The organism is Ruegeria sp. AF2, from assembly GCF_056542025.1.
The window spans coordinates 406,387-425,073 of the sequence record NZ_JBQFZC010000002.1 but is presented as its reverse complement, the minus strand read 5'-3'; the positions used below and the strand labels follow the sequence as shown (position 1 = coordinate 425,073).

At 56.4% G+C, this 18,687-nt stretch carries 16 protein-coding genes; 13 read left to right on the top strand and 3 right to left on the bottom strand.

Annotation, left to right across the window (positions count from 1 at the left end; genetic code table 11):
• Positions 1 to 8: 8 nt before the first annotated feature.
• From ACR0NM_RS09635 to ACR0NM_RS09580, 12 genes are all read left to right on the top strand, one after another.
• Positions 9 to 1,268, top strand: coding sequence for an ABC transporter substrate-binding protein (locus tag ACR0NM_RS09635; protein WP_170394448.1), 1,260 nt, complete (start codon positions 9 to 11; stop codon positions 1,266 to 1,268).
• Positions 1,269 to 1,362: 94 nt separating this feature from the next.
• The gene (locus tag ACR0NM_RS09630) at positions 1,363 to 2,289 is read left to right on the top strand and encodes a carbohydrate ABC transporter permease (RefSeq protein WP_170394445.1); all 927 of its coding nucleotides are present in this window, start codon (positions 1,363 to 1,365) and stop codon (positions 2,287 to 2,289) included.
• Position 2,290: 1 nt separating this feature from the next.
• A complete protein-coding gene (locus ACR0NM_RS09625) occupies positions 2,291 to 3,139 on the top strand; it encodes a carbohydrate ABC transporter permease (RefSeq protein ID WP_170394442.1) in 849 nt (282 codons plus the stop codon).
• A gap of 22 nt (positions 3,140 to 3,161) precedes the next feature.
• Positions 3,162 to 4,502: an alpha-glucosidase/alpha-galactosidase gene (gene melA / locus ACR0NM_RS09620; RefSeq protein WP_170663509.1), complete on the top strand. Its 1,341-nt coding sequence runs from the start codon at positions 3,162 to 3,164 to the stop codon at positions 4,500 to 4,502.
• Positions 4,503 to 4,556: 54 nt separating this feature from the next.
• On the top strand, positions 4,557 to 6,266 hold the full coding sequence (locus ACR0NM_RS09615; protein ID WP_480614364.1) for an IlvD/Edd family dehydratase: 1,710 nt from the start codon (positions 4,557 to 4,559) through the stop codon (positions 6,264 to 6,266).
• Positions 6,266 to 7,033: an SDR family NAD(P)-dependent oxidoreductase gene (locus ACR0NM_RS09610; RefSeq protein WP_170625528.1), complete on the top strand. Its 768-nt coding sequence runs from the start codon at positions 6,266 to 6,268 to the stop codon at positions 7,031 to 7,033. Before ACR0NM_RS09615 ends, ACR0NM_RS09610 begins: the two co-directional genes overlap by 1 nt.
• 4 nt (positions 7,034 to 7,037) lie before the next feature.
• Positions 7,038 to 7,931, top strand: a complete 894-nt coding sequence (locus ACR0NM_RS09605) for a 2-dehydro-3-deoxygalactonokinase (protein ID WP_170625529.1) — start codon at positions 7,038 to 7,040, stop codon at positions 7,929 to 7,931.
• Positions 7,928 to 8,533, top strand: coding sequence for a 2-dehydro-3-deoxy-6-phosphogalactonate aldolase (locus ACR0NM_RS09600; RefSeq protein ID WP_170735907.1), 606 nt, complete (start codon positions 7,928 to 7,930; stop codon positions 8,531 to 8,533). The genes ACR0NM_RS09605 and ACR0NM_RS09600 overlap by 4 nt, the downstream gene beginning before the upstream one ends.
• A complete protein-coding gene (locus ACR0NM_RS09595) occupies positions 8,530 to 9,390 on the top strand; it encodes an SMP-30/gluconolactonase/LRE family protein (protein ID WP_480614362.1) in 861 nt (286 codons plus the stop codon). The genes ACR0NM_RS09600 and ACR0NM_RS09595 overlap by 4 nt, the downstream gene beginning before the upstream one ends.
• Complete coding sequence (locus tag ACR0NM_RS09590) at positions 9,387 to 11,300, top strand: beta-galactosidase (protein ID WP_480614359.1); 1,914 nt, start codon at positions 9,387 to 9,389, stop codon at positions 11,298 to 11,300. Before ACR0NM_RS09595 ends, ACR0NM_RS09590 begins: the two co-directional genes overlap by 4 nt.
• 67 nt (positions 11,301 to 11,367) lie before the next feature.
• Positions 11,368 to 13,212 (top strand): family 1 glycosylhydrolase, encoded by a 1,845-nt coding sequence (locus tag ACR0NM_RS09585; RefSeq protein WP_480614356.1) that lies wholly within the window; start codon positions 11,368 to 11,370, stop codon positions 13,210 to 13,212.
• Positions 13,213 to 13,251: 39 nt separating this feature from the next.
• A complete protein-coding gene (locus ACR0NM_RS09580; protein ID WP_170422864.1) occupies positions 13,252 to 14,178 on the top strand; it encodes a carbohydrate kinase family protein in 927 nt (308 codons plus the stop codon).
• 135 nt (positions 14,179 to 14,313) lie between these two features.
• Here the strand turns inward: ACR0NM_RS09580 and ACR0NM_RS09575 are convergent, their stop codons facing one another.
• The 3 genes from ACR0NM_RS09575 to ACR0NM_RS09565 form a co-directional block, all read right to left on the bottom strand.
• Positions 14,314 to 15,579, bottom strand: a complete 1,266-nt coding sequence (locus tag ACR0NM_RS09575) for an ABC transporter permease (RefSeq protein WP_170394412.1) — start codon at positions 15,577 to 15,579, stop codon at positions 14,314 to 14,316.
• Positions 15,576 to 16,382, bottom strand: a complete 807-nt coding sequence (locus ACR0NM_RS09570; protein ID WP_170394409.1) for a taurine ABC transporter ATP-binding protein — start codon at positions 16,380 to 16,382, stop codon at positions 15,576 to 15,578. The genes ACR0NM_RS09575 and ACR0NM_RS09570 overlap by 4 nt, the downstream gene beginning before the upstream one ends.
• Positions 16,383 to 16,455: 73 nt before the next feature.
• Complete coding sequence (locus tag ACR0NM_RS09565; RefSeq protein WP_170394406.1) at positions 16,456 to 17,451, bottom strand: taurine ABC transporter substrate-binding protein; 996 nt, start codon at positions 17,449 to 17,451, stop codon at positions 16,456 to 16,458.
• A 176-nt stretch (positions 17,452 to 17,627) separates the two neighbouring features.
• Here ACR0NM_RS09565 and ACR0NM_RS09560 point away from each other — a divergent pair, with 176 nt between their 5' ends.
• Positions 17,628 to 18,602, top strand: a complete 975-nt coding sequence (locus tag ACR0NM_RS09560; protein WP_170394403.1) for a LysR family transcriptional regulator — start codon at positions 17,628 to 17,630, stop codon at positions 18,600 to 18,602.
• The last annotated feature ends 85 nt before the right edge of the window (positions 18,603 to 18,687 follow it).

The following is an 18,687-nucleotide window of genomic DNA, read 5'->3' as shown; positions in this document are numbered from 1 at the left end:
AGGAAACTATGCATTCCATGTTCAAGCGCACAGCGGCTGCTTTGGCTGCCAGTGTGGCACTTGCTGCGCCCGTCGCAGCAGAGCTGACCGGCGAGCTGCGAATCTTCCTCGATACGTCCAACCCGGCGCCGCGCGCGACGATGGAAGCGATGATCGAGCGATTCGCGGCCGAACATCCCGGTCTGGAAATCGAAACCACCGTGATCGACCGTGAGGCCTACAAGACCCAGATTCGCAACTTCCTGACGGCTGACACGCCAGACGTTGCCACCTGGTATGCAGCCAACCGGATGAAGCCTTATGTTGAAGCGGGTCTTTTCGAAGACGTCTCGGACCTGTGGGCTGAACCTGAAATCGCCGACAATCTGGCCTCGACCAAAGGTGCGATGACCATTGATGGCAAACAGTGGGGCGTTCCGTACACCTACTATCAATGGGGCGTTTATTACCGCAAAGACATCTTTGATGAGCTGGGTCTGACCGAGCCGACCACTTGGGAAGAAGAACTGGCCAATTGCCAGAAGATCGTCGATTCCGGCCGCGCCTGTTATACCATCGGCACCAAGTTCCTGTGGACAGCAGGTGGCTGGTTTGACTATCTGAACATGCGCACCAACGGGTTCGACTTTCACAATCAACTCGCAAATGGCGAGATCAGCTGGGAAGACGACCGGGTTAAGCAGACCTTCGCCAACTGGAAACAGCTGATCGACATGGGCGCATTCATTGACAACCACCAGACATATAGCTGGCAAGAAGCCCTGCCCTTTATGGTCAACGGTGAGGCCGCCGCCTATCTGATGGGTAACTTCGCTGTGGCTCCGCTGCGTGAAGCAGGCCTGACCGACGATCAGTTGGACTTCTATCAGTTTGTCGCCATCAACCCCGATGTTGAACTGGCCGAAGACGCGCCGACCGATACGTTCCATATCCCGGCCAATGCCTCGAACAAGGAAGCCGCGCGTGAGTTCCTGCGTTTCGCAGTCTCTGCGGACGAACAGACCGAAATCAACAACGGTGCAAACCTCGGCCAATTGCCTGTGAACGCGCAATCTGCAGTCGACGACGACAAGTTCCTGCAGCAGGGCTTTGTCATGCTATCGTCTAACAGCCCCGGCGGTGTTGCACAGTTCTGGGACCGCGACGCACCAGCGGAAATGGCAAAAGTGTCGATGGAAGGCTTCCAGGAATTCATGGTCAAGCCGGACAACGCTGACAAGATTCTGGCCAAGCTGGAACGTGCGCGCGAGCGCATCTACGACAACTAAATCTTGTCCAGGGTCGGGCTGAAGCCCGGCCTACACCTTGCACAATAGTAGGGCGGGCTTCAGCCCGCCTTCACCCACCAGATCCGAGATGCCCATGACCGCTGCCGTTGACGCCCCCGAGCAAGAAAGCTGGTTCCACAGAAACCAACAGCGCATCGCGCCCTGGCTGTTTTTGGCTCCGGGTCTGTTGTTCTTCATGGTCTATGTGATCATCCCGGTTTTTCAATCTTTCAATCTGTCTCTTTATGAATGGGACGGTTTAGGTGCAGCTGAATATGTCGGCTTTCGCAACTATGAAGATCTGTATTGGGAATGGGTGGACCGCGACGCTTTCTACATCTCGCTCAAGAACAACTTGATCTGGCTGATCCTGTATCTGGCCGCAATCCCTGCAGGCTTGTTTATCGCACTGTTCCTGAACCAGACGGTCTGGGGCATCCGCCTCTACAAGTCTTTGTTCTTCTTTCCCTTCGTCATCTCTCAGGTCGTCGTTGGGCTAGTATTCACATGGTTCTACGACCCAACCTTTGGCCTGCTAAATGAATTCCTAAGCCTCTTTGGCCTCGGTCCACTGAACGTGCTGGGGGATGAGCGCTTCGTAACCTACGGCATTATCTTCGCAGGTCTATGGCCACAAACGGCCTATTGCATGATCCTCTACCTCACCGGCCTGAACGCCGTCGACCCCGAACAGATCGAAGCCGGGCGTCTGGACGGCGCAAAAGGTGGGCGAATGCTGTGGCACATCATTCTGCCGCAGCTGCGCCCGGCAACATTCATCGCATTCGTTGTGACAATCATCGGCGCGCTGCGCAGCTTTGACCTGATCTCGATCATGACACAGGGCGGCCCTTTTGGCTCGTCCCGCGTGCTGGCCTACTACATGTTCGAGGTCGCGCTGTCCGAATACGGCTTCCGCATGGGATATGGCGCAGCTATCGCTGTGATCCTGTTCCTGATTATGCTCTGCTTCATCGCCTACTTCCTGTGGTCGATGTACCGCGAAGAAAGGGGGCACTGAGATGTTTCCCAAACCGATCGAAAAACAACCCCGCGCAGCGCAGATCACCTATCAGGCGATGTTGCCTCTGGCACTGCTACTATGGCTGGGGCCCCTTTTGGCGGTCGCGCTTTTCTCGGTCAAACCTGCCGCAGACTTCACCAACGCGAATTACTGGGGGATGCCGTCCAGTTTTGAGGGCGCGTTCAACTATGGTCAGGTCTTTTTCAATTCGGATATGCCACGTTACTTGATGAACTCGTTCCTGATCACCGTACCAACGGTAATCGGGGCCGTTGCGCTCAGTTGCATGACAGGCTTCGCGCTGGGGATCTACAAATTCAAATCGAACCTCTGGATCTTCTTCATGTTTGTGGCGGGCAATTTCGTACCCTTCCAGATCCTGATGGTCCCTGTGCGCGATCTCACGCTGGAGTTGGGCCTTTACAACACCAAAACAGGGCTTGTGCTATTCCACATCGCCTTCCAGACCGGGTTCTGCACGCTCTTCATGCGCAACTTCATCCGCGCCCTGCCATTCGAACTGATCGAGGCCGCACGGGTCGAGGGCATTAGCGAATGGCGAATCTTCTGGTACGTTGTTCTACCACTGATGAAACCGGCCATCGCCGCACTCAGTGTCCTGATTTTCACCTTCATCTGGAACGACTATTTCTGGGCTGTTGTCCTGACCCAAGGGGCCGAAAGCCAGCCCGTGACAGCCGGAATCACCAGCTTTAACGCGCAATTTCGCGCTGCTTATCAGTTGATGAGTGCCGGTTCTATAGTGGCAGCCCTGCCGCCGGTTGCCATGTTCTTCCTGATGCAAAAACACTTCATCGCGGGCCTGACCCTCGGTGCCGTAAAATAACGTCAAACCAGAGGTTTACCTCATGACCAAGATCACCTTTGTAGGTGCAGGTTCCACGATCTTCATGCAGAACATCGTGGGCGACGCCCTGCTCACCCCTGCCCTTGCAGACAGCCACTTTGCGCTGATGGATATCGATCCGGTGCGCTTGGCCGAAAGCGAAGCTGTGGCCAAGGCCATGATCCGCTCAGTCGGCACGGGTGCAACCGTCTCAACCCACACGGATCGTCGCGCGGCGCTGGACGGCGCAGATTTCGTGATCACTGCCTTTCAGGTTGGCGGGTATGAGCCTTGCACGGTGACAGATTTTGAAATCCCAAAACAATATGGCCTGCGTCAGACTATCGCCGATACGCTGGGCGTTGGTGGCATTATGCGCGGCCTGCGTACTGTACCCGTTCTGTGGGGCGTCGCGCAGGACATGATGCAGTTGTGCCCCAATGCAACGCTGCTGCAATACGTGAATCCGATGGCCATCAACACCTGGTCTCTGGCTGAGCGCTTCCCTAATCTGAAACATGTCGGCCTGTGCCATTCTGTCCAGAACACGGTCGAAGAACTGGCGCATGATCTAGACCTGCCCAAGGCGGACTTTCGCTACAAAGTTGCCGGTATCAATCACGTCGCGTTCTTCCTCAAGCTCGAGCATGAAGGCCGCGATCTGTATCCGGCTTTGCGTCAGGGCTATCGCGCCGGGCATTTACCCAAGCCTCCGCTGCTAATGCCGCGCTGTCCAAACAAAGTCCGGTACGAAGTGATGGACCATCTTGGATACTTCTGCACCGAAAGTTCCGAGCATTTTGCAGAATACGTTCCTTGGTTCATCAAAGACGGTCGCAATGACCTGATCGAACAGTTCAGCATACCGCTGGACGAATACCCGACCCGCTGTGTCGAGCAGGTGGCCAATTGGAAGGAACAGGCCAAGACCCTGACCGATGGTCGGAACATCGAAGTAACCCGAAGCCATGAATTCGCCGCCGACCTTATGAACGCAATCGTGACAGACACGCCGTACACAGCCTACGGCAACCTGCCAAATACGGGTCAGATTCCGCAACTACCCCTAGGTGCAGCGGTTGAAACGCCGTGTCTGGTTGACTCGAATGGCGTCCAACCTTCCGTGGTCACTGATATCCCGCCACAACTGATCGCGTTGATGCGGACCCAGATCAACGTACAAGAGCTAACGGTTCGCGCGCTGACCGAAGAAAACCCCGAATACATCTATCACGCCGCAATGATGGATCCCCATACTGCGGCCGAGCTGGATCTGCGCCAAATTCGCAGCCTCGTCACCGATCTGCTTTCTGCCCATGGCGATTGGCTGCCAGATTGGTGCCGTCCAGCCCGCGCAGCTTGATCTTCGTCTTCTAAAAAAACTTTCAATTCCAACGCCAGACAGACAGAGCCAATAATGACCAAGAAACGCCGTTCACAGCATTGGTACGGAAAACTCGATAAGGACGGGTTCATTCATCGGTCCTGGATGAAAAACCAGGGCTTTCCGGATCACGCTTTTGACGGGCGCCCCATCATCGGCATCTGCAACACATGGTCGGAACTGACGCCCTGCAATTCGGGCCTTCGTGATCTGGCCGAAGGCGTGAAACGGGGCGTGTGGGAGGCAGGCGGCTTTCCAGTGGAATTCCCCGTTATGTCGCTGGGCGAGACCCAGATGAAACCCACCGCCATGCTGTTTCGCAACCTGCTGGCGATGGATGTCGAGGAATCGATCCGCGCCTATGGTATCGACGGCGTTGTCCTGCTGGGTGGATGCGACAAGACCACCCCGGGGCAGCTGATGGGTGCAGCCTCGGTCGATTTGCCGTCCATCGTGGTTAGCTCTGGCCCGATGCTGAACGGCAAATACCGGGGTCAGGATATCGGCTCGGGCACAGATGTCTGGAAGTTTTCCGAGGCTGTTCGTGCCGGAGAAATGACACTTCAGGATTTCATGAACGCTGAATCAGGCATGTCGCGTAGCGCGGGTGTGTGCATGACTATGGGCACCGCTAGTACCATGGCCTCATTGGTTGAGGCGATGGGCATGTCGCTGCCCACCAACGCCGCCCTGCCTGCCGTTGATGCCCGCCGCATGGCACTGGCGCATCTGACCGGCAAGCGCATTGTCGAGATGGTGGACGAGGACCTCAAGCCATCAGATATCCTGACCAGGGAGGCGTTTGAGAATGCCATCCTCGCCAATGCGGCCGTCGGAGGATCGACAAACGCAGTGGTCCACCTGTTGGCACTTGCAGGTCGCGTGGGTGTCGACTTGACGTTGAAAGACTTTGAAATCGGATCGGAAATCCCCCTGCTGGTCAATTGCATGCCTTCTGGCAAATACCTGATGGAGGATTTCTGTTATGCAGGCGGTGTGCCAGTGGTTCTGAGCGAACTCAAACCTTTCCTGCGCCCGGCAAGAACAGTTCTGAACAAGGACATCTCGGCCCACTGTGAAGGGGCTGAGTGTTTCAACACAGACGTCATCCGCCCATTTGACGATCCGGTAAAACGCGCCGCAGGCCTGCGGGTTCTGCACGGCAATCTTGCGCCCAACGGGGCAATCGTGAAGCCTTCGGCGGCCACAGATGCATTGCTGGAAACCGAGGCCGAAGCATACGTTTTTGAGAGCATCGAAGATCTGAAAGCCAATATCGACCGCGACAACCTACCAGTTACACCTGAGACCATTCTGGTCCTCAAAGGTTGTGGGCCCAAGGGCTATCCAGGGATGCCCGAGGTTGGGAACATGCCGATCCCGGCCAAGCTGGTCAAAGACGGCGTACGCGACATGATCCGGATCTCGGACGCGCGTATGTCTGGTACTGCATTCGGGACAGTTATCCTGCATGTCAGCCCTGAGGCTCAGGTCGGTGGTACGTTGGCGTTGGTCAAAACCGGTGACCGTATTCGCGTGTCCGCCAGCAAGGGCGAGCTGCAGCTGCTGGTCGACGAAAAGGAACTGGACGCCCGCCGCGCCCTGTGGCAACCGGACGATCCGCATTACTCGCGCGGGTATGCGAAGCTTTATATCGACCACGTGTCGCAGGCTGATCGCGGCGCGGACCTTGATTTCCTTGTGGGCAAAGACACGCGCTTAGTGACGAGAGAGAGCCACTGATGGATCAACCTGCTACATTTCAAGACCTCAACGGAGCCTCTGTTTATATCACCGGCGGCGGTTCGGGCGTTGGTGCAGCGTTGACTGACGGGTTCATGGCCCAAGGGGCTAAAGTTGCCTTTATCGGTCGGTCAGATGCCGGTGAATTTGTCGAACAGATGCGTGACAAGCACGGCCGCGCCCCCTTGTTCCTGCAGGGTGACATGACTGATACCGAGCTGTTGCACGCCACCATGGCCAAAGCAGCTGAAGCCCATGGTCCGATTAAAGTGCTGGTCAACAACGCCGCGAATGACAAGCGGCACTCACTTGAAGAATCTACAACCGAGTTCTGGGACTGGATGATCGAAGTCAACCTAAAGGCCTATTATTTTGCCTGTCAGGAAGCCGCGCGACAGATGAAGGACAAAGGCGGTTCGATCATCAATTTCAGTTCGATCAGTTACCTGATGGGGAACGCAGGTTATCCAATCTATACAAGTTCAAATGCGGCAATCACCGGCATGACACGCTCGTTGGCGCGTGAACTTGGGCCACATAAAATTCGCGTCAACGCGCTGGCACCGGGATGGGTTCTGACACAGAAACAGCTGGACATGTGGGCCACACCCGAAGATCTGGCTGCGCATATGGATCGCCAGAGCCTGAAAGAGCATCTGACGCCCGAAGACATGATCGCACCAACCCTGTTTCTGGCTTCAAGCGCAAGCCGTGCAATGACCGGGCAGTGCATGGTGGTTGACGGCGGCGTGGTAGGAACGGGGTGACGCTATGAATGTCGAGTGGATCGCTGTTGACTGGGGAACATCTCATCTGCGGGCATGGGCCATGCAAGGTGATAGCGTTTTGGCACAGGCCGCGTCGTCAGATGGTATGTCCCGCACAACCGGCGGAGGTTTTCAGGCAGCCCTGCTGGCTTTGATCGAAGATTGGCTGCCCGGGCAACCGGTAGATGTGATCGCCTGCGGAATGGTCGGGGCACGACAGGGTTGGGTCGAGGCCCCGTATTCTGCGGTTCCATCCGAGCCCATTCCGGTCGTACCCTTCCGCGTTCCAAACACCGATCCGCGCATTCGGGCCTTCGTTGTCCCTGGGCTGAAACAGCCCAGCCCTCCCGATGTGATGCGCGGCGAAGAGACTCAGATCGCGGGGTTCCTCAGCACGCATCAGAATTGGGACGGTGTGATTTGCCTGCCCGGCACGCATACAAAATGGGCCCAGATCAGTGCGGGTGAGGTCGTTAGTTTCCGAACCTTCATGACCGGTGAGTTGTTTGATCTGCTGCGCGGGCAATCCGTTCTGCAGCATTCAATTGACGAGGGCTGGGACGACGCGAGTTTTTCTGAAGCGGTTGCCGACATGCTGTCGAAACCCGAGCAGCTGGCAGCGCGCCTATTCGGGCTACGGGCTGCTGATTTGCTGCACGGTCAAAACAAGAGCGTTGCACGCGCCCGTCTTTCAGGGTTCCTGATTGGCGCCGAGCTTGCCGCATCGCGACCCTATTGGCTGGGCCAGCAATTGGCGATCATCGGCTCGGAAAGCTTATCCAACGCCTACGCAACCGCCCTGCAGCAACAAGGTGCCATGGTCGAAACCGCAGACGCCACAATCGCAACACTTGCGGGTCTGTCGCAGGCCCGAACATTAACGAGGCAAACCGCATGAGCCGCCCCATCATTGCCATCCTGCGTGGGCTGCCCCCTGACGAGGCAATACCCGTCGGTCACGCCCTGTTGGAAGCGGGCATAGACCGGATTGAGGTTCCGTTGAATTCTCCCGATCCGCTGGAAAGTATCCGAGTTCTCGCCTCGGAAATCGGGGACCGCGCGCTTATTGGGGCGGGTACTGTATTGACCCCCGATCAGGTTGACGCGGTTGCCGATGTCGGGGGCAAACTGATCGTTTCGCCAAATTGCGATGTGTCAGTGATCCAACGCTCTGTCGCACTTGGGCTGCAAAGCTGGCCGGGTGTGTTCACCCCGACCGAGGCCTTCGCTGCGCTCCAGGCCGGGGCTACGGGGTTAAAACTTTTCCCCGGTTCGCTTGCCGGTCTTGCAGGGTTGGCTGCGCTGCGCCCTGTTTTGCCGCCGGGTGCTCAGGTCTTTGCGGTGGGCGGTGCGGGCCCCGAGAACTTTGGAGCCTGGATCGAGGCCAGCGCCGACGGCTTCGGAATTGGATCTGCGCTCTATAAGCCCGGAATGGCAGTTGGAGAAATAGCAAACCGTGCCCGGCAAATCGTTGCTGCCTATGATGAGGCCGTTGGATGAGTCAGGTCTATGACGACCGCCCCTGCGAATTGGGCGAGGGGCCATTGTGGCACCCTAAACGGCAACAGCTTTTCTGGTTCGATATCATCGGCAAGCGATTGATGACGCGAGAAAATGAACAAGCGCATAGCTGGGCGTTCGATGAACATGTCTCAGCCGCAGGATGGGTAGACCGTGACACTTTGCTGATCGCGTCGGAAACCGGCCTGTGGCGATTTGGGCTTGAGAGTCGAGCCAAAGATTTGATCGCCCCGCTTGAGGTCGACAATCTGGTGACTCGATCCAATGATGGGCGCGCCGATCCTTGGGGCGGGTTCTGGATTGGCACCATGGGCAAACAGGCAGAAGTAGGCGCAGGTTCGATCTATCGCTATTGGAATGGCGAGCTACGGCCATTGGTCCGAGATATCACCATCTCAAATGCAATTTGCTTTGCGCCGGACCGATCCTGCGCCTATTACAGCGATACCGCCACCAAGCTGGTCATGCGTTGGGAACTGGACGCGCAGACAGGCTGGCCCATAGAAAAAGCGGCGGTCTTCCTTGACCTGCAAAGCGAAGATCTGAACCCGGACGGTGCCGTGGTTGATCACGACGGAAACATCTGGATCGCCCAATGGGGTGCCAGCCGGGTTGCAGCCTATACGCCCGGCGGTCAATTCCTGAGAGCGGTTGGTTTCGATGCCAAACACACTTCGTGCCCGAGTTTTGGTGGTGATGACCTGACTACACTGTTCTGCACCACCGCCCGCCAAGGGCTGGACGCGGACACTCTTGTAAGAACGCCGACGAATGGCATGACACTCACCGCGCCAAATGTGGCGCAAGGTCAAGCTGAACACAGAGTTATACTATGAAGCCGGAACTTGGCGTTTGCTATTACCCTGAACACTGGCCCGAAGAAAACTGGGCTCAGGACGCCGCGCGCATGGTCGAGACTGGCTTGAAATGGGTCAGGATCGGCGAATTCGCCTGGAGCCGAATGGAACCCACTGCTGGAGACCTGCAATTCGACTGGTTGGATCGCGCGATTGAAACCTTGGGTGCGGCAGGGCTGAAGATTGTGCTGGGCACCCCGACGGCAACACCTCCGCGATGGATGCTGGACAAGCATCCCGACATGCTGGCTGTGGATGTTGATGGCAATCTACGCAAGTTCGGCTCACGCAGACATTATTGCTTTAGTCACACCGGCTATATCGACGAATGCAAGCGGATCATGAAGACCATGGGTCAGCGCTATGGCCGCAACCCGCATATCGCCGCTTGGCAAATCGATAACGAATATGGCTGTCACGATACGACGCTCAGCTATAGTGCTGCGGCGTTGTATGCTTTTCACCGCTGGCTGGCGAACCGATACAACTCGATCGACGCGTTGAACGATGCCTGGGGGAATGTGTTCTGGTCGATGGAATATAACAGCTTCGATCAGATCGAGCTGCCGAACCAGACCGTGACCGAGCCCAACCCGGCACACGTCTTGGCGTTTCGCAGGTTCAGTTCGGATCAAGTGGTGGCGTTCAACAAGGCCCAGGTCGATGCGCTGCGGCCGCTAACGGATCAACCATTGCTGCACAATTACATGGGGCGTGTGCTGGAATTCGATCATTTCGATGTAGGCAGGGATTTGGACATCGCGACGTGGGACAGCTATCCGATTGGCTTCCTGTCGGATCGGTTGGAAGTGGACGAGCCGCACAAGACTGCATTTCTGCAGCAGGGTGATCCGGACATGCAGGCCTTTCACCACGACCTATACCGCGCCGTCGGTCGAGGCCGTTGGTGGGTCATGGAACAGCAACCCGGTCCAGTGAACTGGGCCCCCTACAACCCGGCACCCCTGCCCGGCATGGTGCGCCTCTGGTCGCTTGAGGCGGTGGCCCATGGGGCCGAAGTGGTCAGCTATTTCCGCTGGCGGCAAGCGCCATTTGGGCAGGAACAGATGCATGCCGGTCTACTTACCCCGCATGGCGACGAAGCACCCGGTTTGGCCGAGGCGCGTCAGACCGCCGATGATCTGGCCGCGATAGGCACGGTTCAGCCTATCCATGCGCAGGTTGCTATCGTCTTCGATTATGCATCTGACTGGGCCTGGACAACGCAGCCTCAGGGCGCGGGGTTCGATTATTTCCGGCTCGTATTCTCTGCCTACCGCGCGCTGCGGCGCGCTGGGTTGTCGGTGGATTTCGTGCCTCAGGACGAGGTCGGCAAGGAGCACTATAATCTGATCCTAGCACCGGGCCTGGCTGCCCTAGGCGATCTTGAACAAAGGCTAATACAAGGGTGTGATCTTGCTGTTCTGGGACCGCGCAGCGGGGCAATCACCGCAGATTTTCAGATCCCTGATTCGGGGCGCCCAGGTCTTGATGGCCTCAGCAGCTATGTCGATCTGATCGAAACTTTGCCACCTGGCGTAACCCGTATTGTCGAAGAGGGCGGGGCTGCGGAACATTGGGTTGAGCGCTTGTCAGGCTCCGCGCAAAAATTGCTTTCTTTCGCAGATGGCACTGCGGCGTTGCATGGCGGTGCCGGTCTTTGGTATTTGGCGGGGTTCCCCGATGAGGCCCTTTGGGATCGCGTCATAGCCATGGCGGCCCAGAAAACGGATCTGGCGCTCCATCCGATGCCCGAAGGGCTGCGGCGGCGCGAGACGCAGTCGCACGAAGTGCTGATCAACTATAATGCGCATTCAGTGACATGGGACGGCCAGCAGGTCGAGGGATGTGATGTCCTGTTCAGGACGCGCGGTTCATATAAACGTTAATCTAGATACCGCTAACATAACCTGTTAGATGGCGTGACGCTGGTCATGGCTCCAACAGGTTGCGACAATGAAATATACCCGTTCTGACTTTCCCAATGGCTTTCTGTTTGGTGCGGCTGCCCCTGCAGAACCGGCAACTGGGCTAGACATGCACCGCTTTACAGTCCGTTGGCAGCAAATCATGCCAGACGGTCGCATTCCTGATGCACGCGCATTGGATCAGTGCGAGCAGCGGATTGATCAGCTTTTGGCACACAGCATTCGGCCATGCATTGTGCTGGATCACAACGATATCCCCCCAGCGCTGGAGGATATCGGCGGGTGGCGCAATCGAGTAATGGCCGACTATTTTGCAGCGTTTTCTGAGGCAGTCGTCGCTCGGATGGGTGATCGGATATTCAACATCTCTACCTTGAACCCGTCCGTCGGAATCGAACGCGACCCTCGCACTAATGCCCGCAGCCTGCACCATCAATTGCTTGCACAGGGCGCGGCGCGTCAGGAAATGCGGAGCTATGGGATGGCCAATCTGGGTGTAGAGGTCGATCCGCTCATCCTTGATACGATAACCAACGGGCAATACCCGCAGTCTTTGCTGGATCGATTGGCCCGCCACTTTCCCGAAAATTGGCGGGATGATTTTTCCATCATCGCCGAGCCGATTGATTGGTGCAGCGTAGTCGTGAAAGAGGGCGCTGACATAGACATACTCATGCGCACAACACATGAGCAATCGCTGCCTTCATTCGTGACCGTAGCCGCCGATGCGGGTCATGACTTGGTGCATTCGCTGGCGCGCGTGCATGACGCGCTTGAATCCGACACCTTGGTACACGGCATTTTCGTTCAGTCCGGGACCGACGTCGAGGCGTTGCAGACAATCCAAACAAGTGACGCCCAGCCGGCCCCATGGGTTAGACCCAAGGGCGGGTTACACGCACATTGGAATCTGGTGGCTGATATCGGCGGCACAAATACAAGATTGGGCGTCGTAACCGAGGGGGCGCTGACCGATCTTCGCAAACATCCCACCGGCTCCGTAAGCGACCTGCAAGACGCATTACACAGTTTGTGCGACGAGGTCGGAACAAAACCGCGCGCGGTCGTTGCTGCCGGGGCGGGGCCGGTCCAGAACGGCACCATTCGCCTGACCAATGCCAATCTTGATCTTTCCGAAGACGCTCTGGCCCGAGCAACCGGCGCGCACCATACCTATGTCATCAATGATTTCACGGCTGCCGCATGGTCAGTCGCCGAGATTACCGAGAATGATGTTGAGGTATTGCAGGGCTCAGCCGCTCCACCACTGGGGACACGGCTAGTTGTCGGGCCGGGAACCGGGCTGGGTGTGGGCGCCCTGCTCTACTCTGAAGGACATTTTCACACCGTTTCCGGCGAAGGCGGCCATGTTGGATTGTCCCCGCGCCATCTTGACGAGGTCGAGGTTTTCCGCGCAGCGCGCAAGATCATACCCGAGTGCTTTTTCGACGACACGCTCACCATCGAGGCCGAGATGTTCCTGAGCGGAACCGGGCTGCCGGTCCTCTATCAGGCGATCGGGATGGCCGAGGGTCAGCCCGAGGGTGTGGTACGTTCGGCAAAAGACATTCTGCAGGATGCGCAGGACGGCTCGGATACCTGTGCTGTCAAAGCGGCGCGAATGTTCACCGAGCATCTGGGCGCCATCATGGGCGATCTTGCTGTCGCTCTTATCCCCGCCGGAGGCGTATTTCTGGTTGGCGGGGTGGCCGAAAAGAACCGCTGGCTGTTTGGTCAGGATTTTCTGCGTGCCTTCAACGCGGGTGGGCGGTTCGATGAATTGCGGCAATCGATGAACCTGTATGTGTCAGAACAGGATGAGTTTGGCATTGTTGGCGCTAACAATTTCTGTAAGAATGCCTTGGCACGGTAATTTGGCCGTGCATTTTTAGGCAGATCGAAGGGTAGCGGAATGATCCTGTGCTGTGGAGAAGCTCTGATCGATATGATTGCCGAACCAACGGTTTCTGGCAGCAAAGGGTTTGTCCCACATTCCGGCGGCGCGATCTTCAATACAGCAATTGCATTGGGTCGTTTGGGCATACAAACGGGGCTGCTGTCAGGGCTATCTACCGACATGTTCGGAGAGCAGTTGATCGCCGCCTTGCAGATCAGCCATGTCGCGACCTCGCACGTTATCCGCTCGGACCGTCCTACGACACTTGCATTCGTGCAGTTGAGGGATGGGCACGCCACATACAGTTTTGTCGATGAGAATACGGCGGGCCGGATGCTGCGGCCCGAAGACATGCCGGATCAACTGCCGGGCGTTTCCGCACTGTATTTCGGAGGGATCAGCCTGGCTTGCGAACCATGCGCTGATGCGTACGCGGCCGCACTTGATCGTCATGGCGCGGATCATGCAGTGATGTTGGATCCCAATATTCGACCCAGCTTTATCAAGGATCAGACCCGATACCGGACCCGCTTGAACCGTATGATCGCAAAGACCGACATCATCAAAGTTTCTGATGAAGACCTTGATTGGATTATACCGGGCCCCGAAAGCCATGCCGAGAAAATTCCCCTGCTGCTTCGTGCAGGACCAGCGATTGCAATCGTGACCAAAGGGGGAGATGGCGCGACAGGCTATCTTTCTGATGGAACGGACGTATCCGTACCCGTCCAGAAAGTTAAGGTTGTGGATACTGTTGGTGCTGGCGATACGTTCAACGCAGGTGTGCTGGCCGCGCTGAGCCAAACCGGTCATCTCAACAAGCCCGCCTTGCGCACTTTGCCCACAAGCAGTCTTCGCGACGCGCTTGAATACGGTGCAAAGGTCGCTGCCGTCACCGTATCCCGAGCGGGGGCAAACCCGCCTTGGGCACAGGAGCTCTGAAGGTATACAGACCGATGCCGTGTTCAAGCTAAAACAGCAGCAAGGTCCAACGCCGCGTTCTTAATCGCAGCTGGAACAAAAGGCCCCCGAGATTGCTCGGGGGCCGCTTTGTTACCACAGTATCGGAAAGACCGATCAGCTGCGGCCTTTCCATGGCACCAGCCAGTTCTCGGCCTTGCGCATCAGGATATCGATTCCATATCCGATCACCCCGATCAGGACGATCCCCATAATGACAATGTCGGTCAGCTGGAATTTGGATGCGGCGATGATCATCATGCCGGCGCCCTTTTGTGCGGCAACCAGTTCAGCCGCAACAACAGTTCCCCAACAGACACCCATAGCCACACGTGCACCGGTGAAAATCTCGGGCAGCGAGTTGGGCACGATCACATGGCGCATGATCTGCCATTTCGACGCCCCCAGAGAATACGCTGCGTGGATTTTCGAGATGTTCACACCGGACACACCAGCCCGCGCGGCGATGGTCATGATCCAAAGGGCCGCAAGGAACAGCAGAACGATCTTGCCGGTCTCCCAGATGCCGAACCAGATGATCACCAGTGGGATCAGCGCAAGTGGCGGCACCGGTCGCATGAACTCGACAATCGGATCGAACCAGCCGCGGAACCAACCGGATAGGCCCATTGCATAACCCAGCGGAATCCCCACAAGCGCACCTGCGATAAACCCAGCAATCACGCGCAACAGCGACCAGCCCAGGTGCTCCCAAAGCGAGAAGTTCTGGTAGCCTTCATTCGCAATCTCAAAGAACCGGGCCACAACCGTTTCAGGGGCTGGAAGCCAGATGGGGTTCATCTGCAAGCCCTGTTTGGGGGTGAAACTGATCGCCCCTTTCCCGGTCAGCGTTACGGTACCATCGCCTGTATCAACCTTTTGGCCTTCACCTATAGGTGTGCCGTTGATCGCGACGATCTTTGCACCCTCATTGCGTTTAGCATCATCGTTCTTGTCGAAAAGGATCGTCGATGAGCGGCCCGCAGCAGCGGCAACCGCATCGTCTTTGGCAAATCCGCTGCCGGGCTCGACCTCGAATTTCTCTGCTTCCTCACCGAAGGCTGGAACGCGAACAAAAATCGTGGCTTCATCCGTGCTGCCATCCGCGTTTTCGAGCGTATAGGTGAATTGCGTATCACCTACAAATGGGCCCGGCACATGGATCGGAAACAACTTCGAGCCGGTGAAAGCCGCCCAGATTACAAAGATCACGAGAACCGAGATTATCGATGCAGCCCTATCCGCTCGTACGGCACTTTCGTCGCCGAAAGTCACAGTTTTCAAGCTTGTGAAATCCTGACGCGATTGCAAACCGCGGCGTAACGCGTAGACGATAAAAAACGCGCCACCGAACAGGCCGATATAGAAGAGAAGTACAATCATGATGCCTGCTCCGTCCGACCCATAATTTCTTCTTCCATCTCCCAGATCATCGAGAGGATCTCATCGCGCTTTTCCGCAAAACCTTCGGATTTCTTCACATCACGCAGATCGGCATTCACACCGCGTTCAGCAAAAGGCAGATTGTATTCGCGGTGAATGCGCCCCGGTCTGGGGGCCATGACAATCAGACGCTCACCCAGCAACAAGGCCTCTTCGACCGAGTGGGTGATCAGGATGATCGTCTTGCCTGTTTCTTTCCAAAGCTTCAGGACAAGGCCCTGCATTTTCTCACGGGTCAGCGCATCCAAAGCACCCAGCGGTTCGTCCATCAGGATGACGTCCGGCTCATTCGCCAGGCACCGCGCCAACGCAACACGCTGCTGCATCCCGCCCGATAGTTCATAAACCGCCTTGTCTTTGAAATCCTGAAGCCCGACGACCTCAAGCAGATGGTCGGAAATCTGGTCACGCTCGGCTTTGGGCATGCCTTTCATGCGCGGGCCAAACTCGACATTTTCCCGCACGTTCATCCATTCGAACAACGCGCCTTTCTGAAACACCATCCCTCGTTCAGCATCAGGGCCTTTGACCAGATGGCCGTTCAGTTCAATCTTGCCAGATGTCGGCGCCAGAAATCCTGCAACGATGTTCAGCAACGTCGTTTTACCACAGCCCGACGGGCCAAGGACAGACATCAGCTCACCCTCTTTAAGGCTGAGTGAAACATCTTGTAGGGCCTGTACTGAGGAGCCGTTGGGTAAGTCAAAGCGCATGGACAATTCTACGATGTCCAGTTCAGGCATCCTGCCTCCTTCCTGCTTTCATAGCTGTCGACCGGCCCGAAACCGGGCCGGTCGCATGAAATGTCCTGCGTGATTAGTTATTCGCAGCTGTCAGCGGGCCTGCATTAACGGCACCATCATACGAATCCAGAGCGGATTCGATGCTGCCTGCCGACACGAACACGTTTGCAACACCCTGCATGAAGTCTTGCGCGCCACCGCCCAGCCACTTCTCGGACAGCTGGTCTTCAACTGACGGGAAGGTGAAAGTCGCGATTGTGGCTTCAGCGTCTGCAGGATCCATACCAGCATCCTTTGCAATCACCGGCAGCATTTCATCTTTGCTGTCGCCTGCGTTCCACTTGGCGTTGGCATCTGCGGTAACCTTAAGGAACTTCGACAGAAGCTCGGGCTCTTCTTCGATGAAGCTTGCCGGAGCGCTAGTGACGTCGAACACCAGAATACCGATCTCTTCTTTTTCAGCACCGGTCAGCAGAATGTTGCCATGCTCGGTCATACGACGAAGCGCGCCACCCCAGCCGCAAACCATGTCGAGGTTGCCCTGGGCAAACGCCGCGGCGCCATCGGCAGGAGCCATGTCAACAATTTCCATTGAACCGATGTCGACACCAAAGTGAGACATTTGCGACAGGAAACCGTAATGCGCAGCTGTACCGATCGGAACACCGACCTTCTTGCCGTTCAGTTCACCCGCGTTGCCCTTGTCGATTTCAAGCGCTTCGGCAACAACGCAGTTGTCGTTGTCTGAATAGCTAACCGCCACATCGACGATCTGGATGTCCTGACCGGCCGAAGTGGTTACCACAAACGGTGGTACCCCTTGGCTGACCGCGATCTGTACATCACCCGAGGCCATCGCAGCTGACATGGCGGTACCGGTGTCGAAGGACACCCAGTTGATCTTGACGCCCAGTTCTTCTTCGTAGGTTCCGTTTGCTTTCGCATACTGGAACGGCATCGGCCATTCGAGGAAATATGCAACCGTCAGTTCATCAAGCGCGGCGGCTTGTGAAGCGGTGACGGCCGCAATCCCGGCATATGCTGTTGTGAGCAGATATTTCTTGATCATTTTGACTATTTTCTCCCTGCTGGTTCCACTTGTCGGCTCTTGAAACGTCCGAACTCTGGAACAGTAGAAAAACCATAGTCCTTACGCGTTGAATTAGTAAATCAAAATACTGGTTGCGTAAAAAGCGAAACTTTGTTTCGCTTTTGACTGATAGTTCGCTGGTTTGGGAGCACCCGATGACAAAGAAAGCACTCAGTCTTAGGTGGCTGGAGGTCTTCCAACTTATTTCCAAGTTGGGTTCAATCCAAAAGGTGTCAGCTGAAACCGGTTTGTCAATCAGTACGGTCTCCAATCATTTGCGCAGTCTTGAAAAGGCGCTGGATGTGGATTTGGTGGACCACAGCCGCAGACCCATGGGTCTGACACCCGCAGGCACGGTGTTCTCACGACATGTGCATGACGGCCTGATCGCCTTGAAACGGGGCGAGGCCGAGCTTCGCTCGGGCAGTTGGCAACATGCAACAGATTTGCGTCTGGGCCTGATTGACGATTTTGACAGCCGGGTCGCGCCAGAACTGTTCCGTCATCTCTCTGCAAGCCTGCCGCGGTGCAATTTTCGCCACTTTACCCGCCCCAGCCATGAGATTCTTGACAAACTGCAGTCTCAAAAGCTGGATGCAGGCGTTGCGACCCGACCTCCTGAGCACTTTGAGGGGTTAATCGAATTCCCGCTACTTCGAGATCCGTTTATCGTCATTCTTCCGCCTGCATATGACGGACCGGTCGAGGAACTGACCAAATCAGACAGTCCGCTTCCGCTTTTACGATATTCGCGTGATCACACCATAGGCAGACTCATCGAAATTCAGCTAACCCGCAGCAAGATTAACCTACCCAACCGGTTCGAACTTGAATGTAATCAGTCAATTATCGGACTTGTCGCCGGGGGCAGTGGTTGGACGATCACGACTGCCGCCAGCTACTATCGCGCACGGCGATTCCACAAAGATACACGCGCATTACCTTTCCCGGGCAAAAGCTTTGCGCGTACCGTATCGTTGTTCACGACCAATATCTATCCGTCGACAACCACACGACTGATCCACAACACACTGCAAAACCTGATCCGTCGTCATGTGACCGAGCCTATGAATTCGCGGTTTCCGTGGTTGAATGACGACTTTCGAACCATTCCCGCACCCCCCGAATGAGCAACCAGGTAATCTGAGCGCAATATCGAAGTTATTTTCCGGCTTTTTCGAAACCGGGTACAGTGCGCTTGACCGACGCGCCCCA

Bases quoted from the DNA above. Each gene is read 5' to 3' on its own strand.
- ACR0NM_RS09635 (WP_170394448.1), top strand. From the start codon at position 9: ATGCATTCCATGTTCAAGCGCACAGCGGCTGCTTTGGCTGCCAGTGTG.
- ACR0NM_RS09630 (WP_170394445.1), top strand. From the start codon at position 1,363: ATGACCGCTGCCGTTGACGCCCCCGAGCAAGAAAGCTGGTTCCACAGA.
- ACR0NM_RS09625 (WP_170394442.1), top strand. From the start codon at position 2,291: ATGTTTCCCAAACCGATCGAAAAACAACCCCGCGCAGCGCAGATCACC.
- melA (WP_170663509.1), top strand. From the start codon at position 3,162: ATGACCAAGATCACCTTTGTAGGTGCAGGTTCCACGATCTTCATGCAG.
- ACR0NM_RS09615 (WP_480614364.1), top strand. From the start codon at position 4,557: ATGACCAAGAAACGCCGTTCACAGCATTGGTACGGAAAACTCGATAAG.
- ACR0NM_RS09610 (WP_170625528.1), top strand. From the start codon at position 6,266: ATGGATCAACCTGCTACATTTCAAGACCTCAACGGAGCCTCTGTTTAT.
- ACR0NM_RS09605 (WP_170625529.1), top strand. From the start codon at position 7,038: ATGAATGTCGAGTGGATCGCTGTTGACTGGGGAACATCTCATCTGCGG.
- ACR0NM_RS09600 (WP_170735907.1), top strand. From the start codon at position 7,928: ATGAGCCGCCCCATCATTGCCATCCTGCGTGGGCTGCCCCCTGACGAG.
- ACR0NM_RS09595 (WP_480614362.1), top strand. From the start codon at position 8,530: ATGAGTCAGGTCTATGACGACCGCCCCTGCGAATTGGGCGAGGGGCCA.
- ACR0NM_RS09590 (WP_480614359.1), top strand. From the start codon at position 9,387: ATGAAGCCGGAACTTGGCGTTTGCTATTACCCTGAACACTGGCCCGAA.
- ACR0NM_RS09585 (WP_480614356.1), top strand. From the start codon at position 11,368: ATGAAATATACCCGTTCTGACTTTCCCAATGGCTTTCTGTTTGGTGCG.
- ACR0NM_RS09580 (WP_170422864.1), top strand. From the start codon at position 13,252: ATGATCCTGTGCTGTGGAGAAGCTCTGATCGATATGATTGCCGAACCA.
- ACR0NM_RS09575 (WP_170394412.1), bottom strand. From the start codon at position 15,579: ATGATTGTACTTCTCTTCTATATCGGCCTGTTCGGTGGCGCGTTTTTT.
- ACR0NM_RS09570 (WP_170394409.1), bottom strand. From the start codon at position 16,382: ATGCCTGAACTGGACATCGTAGAATTGTCCATGCGCTTTGACTTACCC.
- ACR0NM_RS09565 (WP_170394406.1), bottom strand. From the start codon at position 17,451: ATGATCAAGAAATATCTGCTCACAACAGCATATGCCGGGATTGCGGCC.
- ACR0NM_RS09560 (WP_170394403.1), top strand. From the start codon at position 17,628: ATGACAAAGAAAGCACTCAGTCTTAGGTGGCTGGAGGTCTTCCAACTT.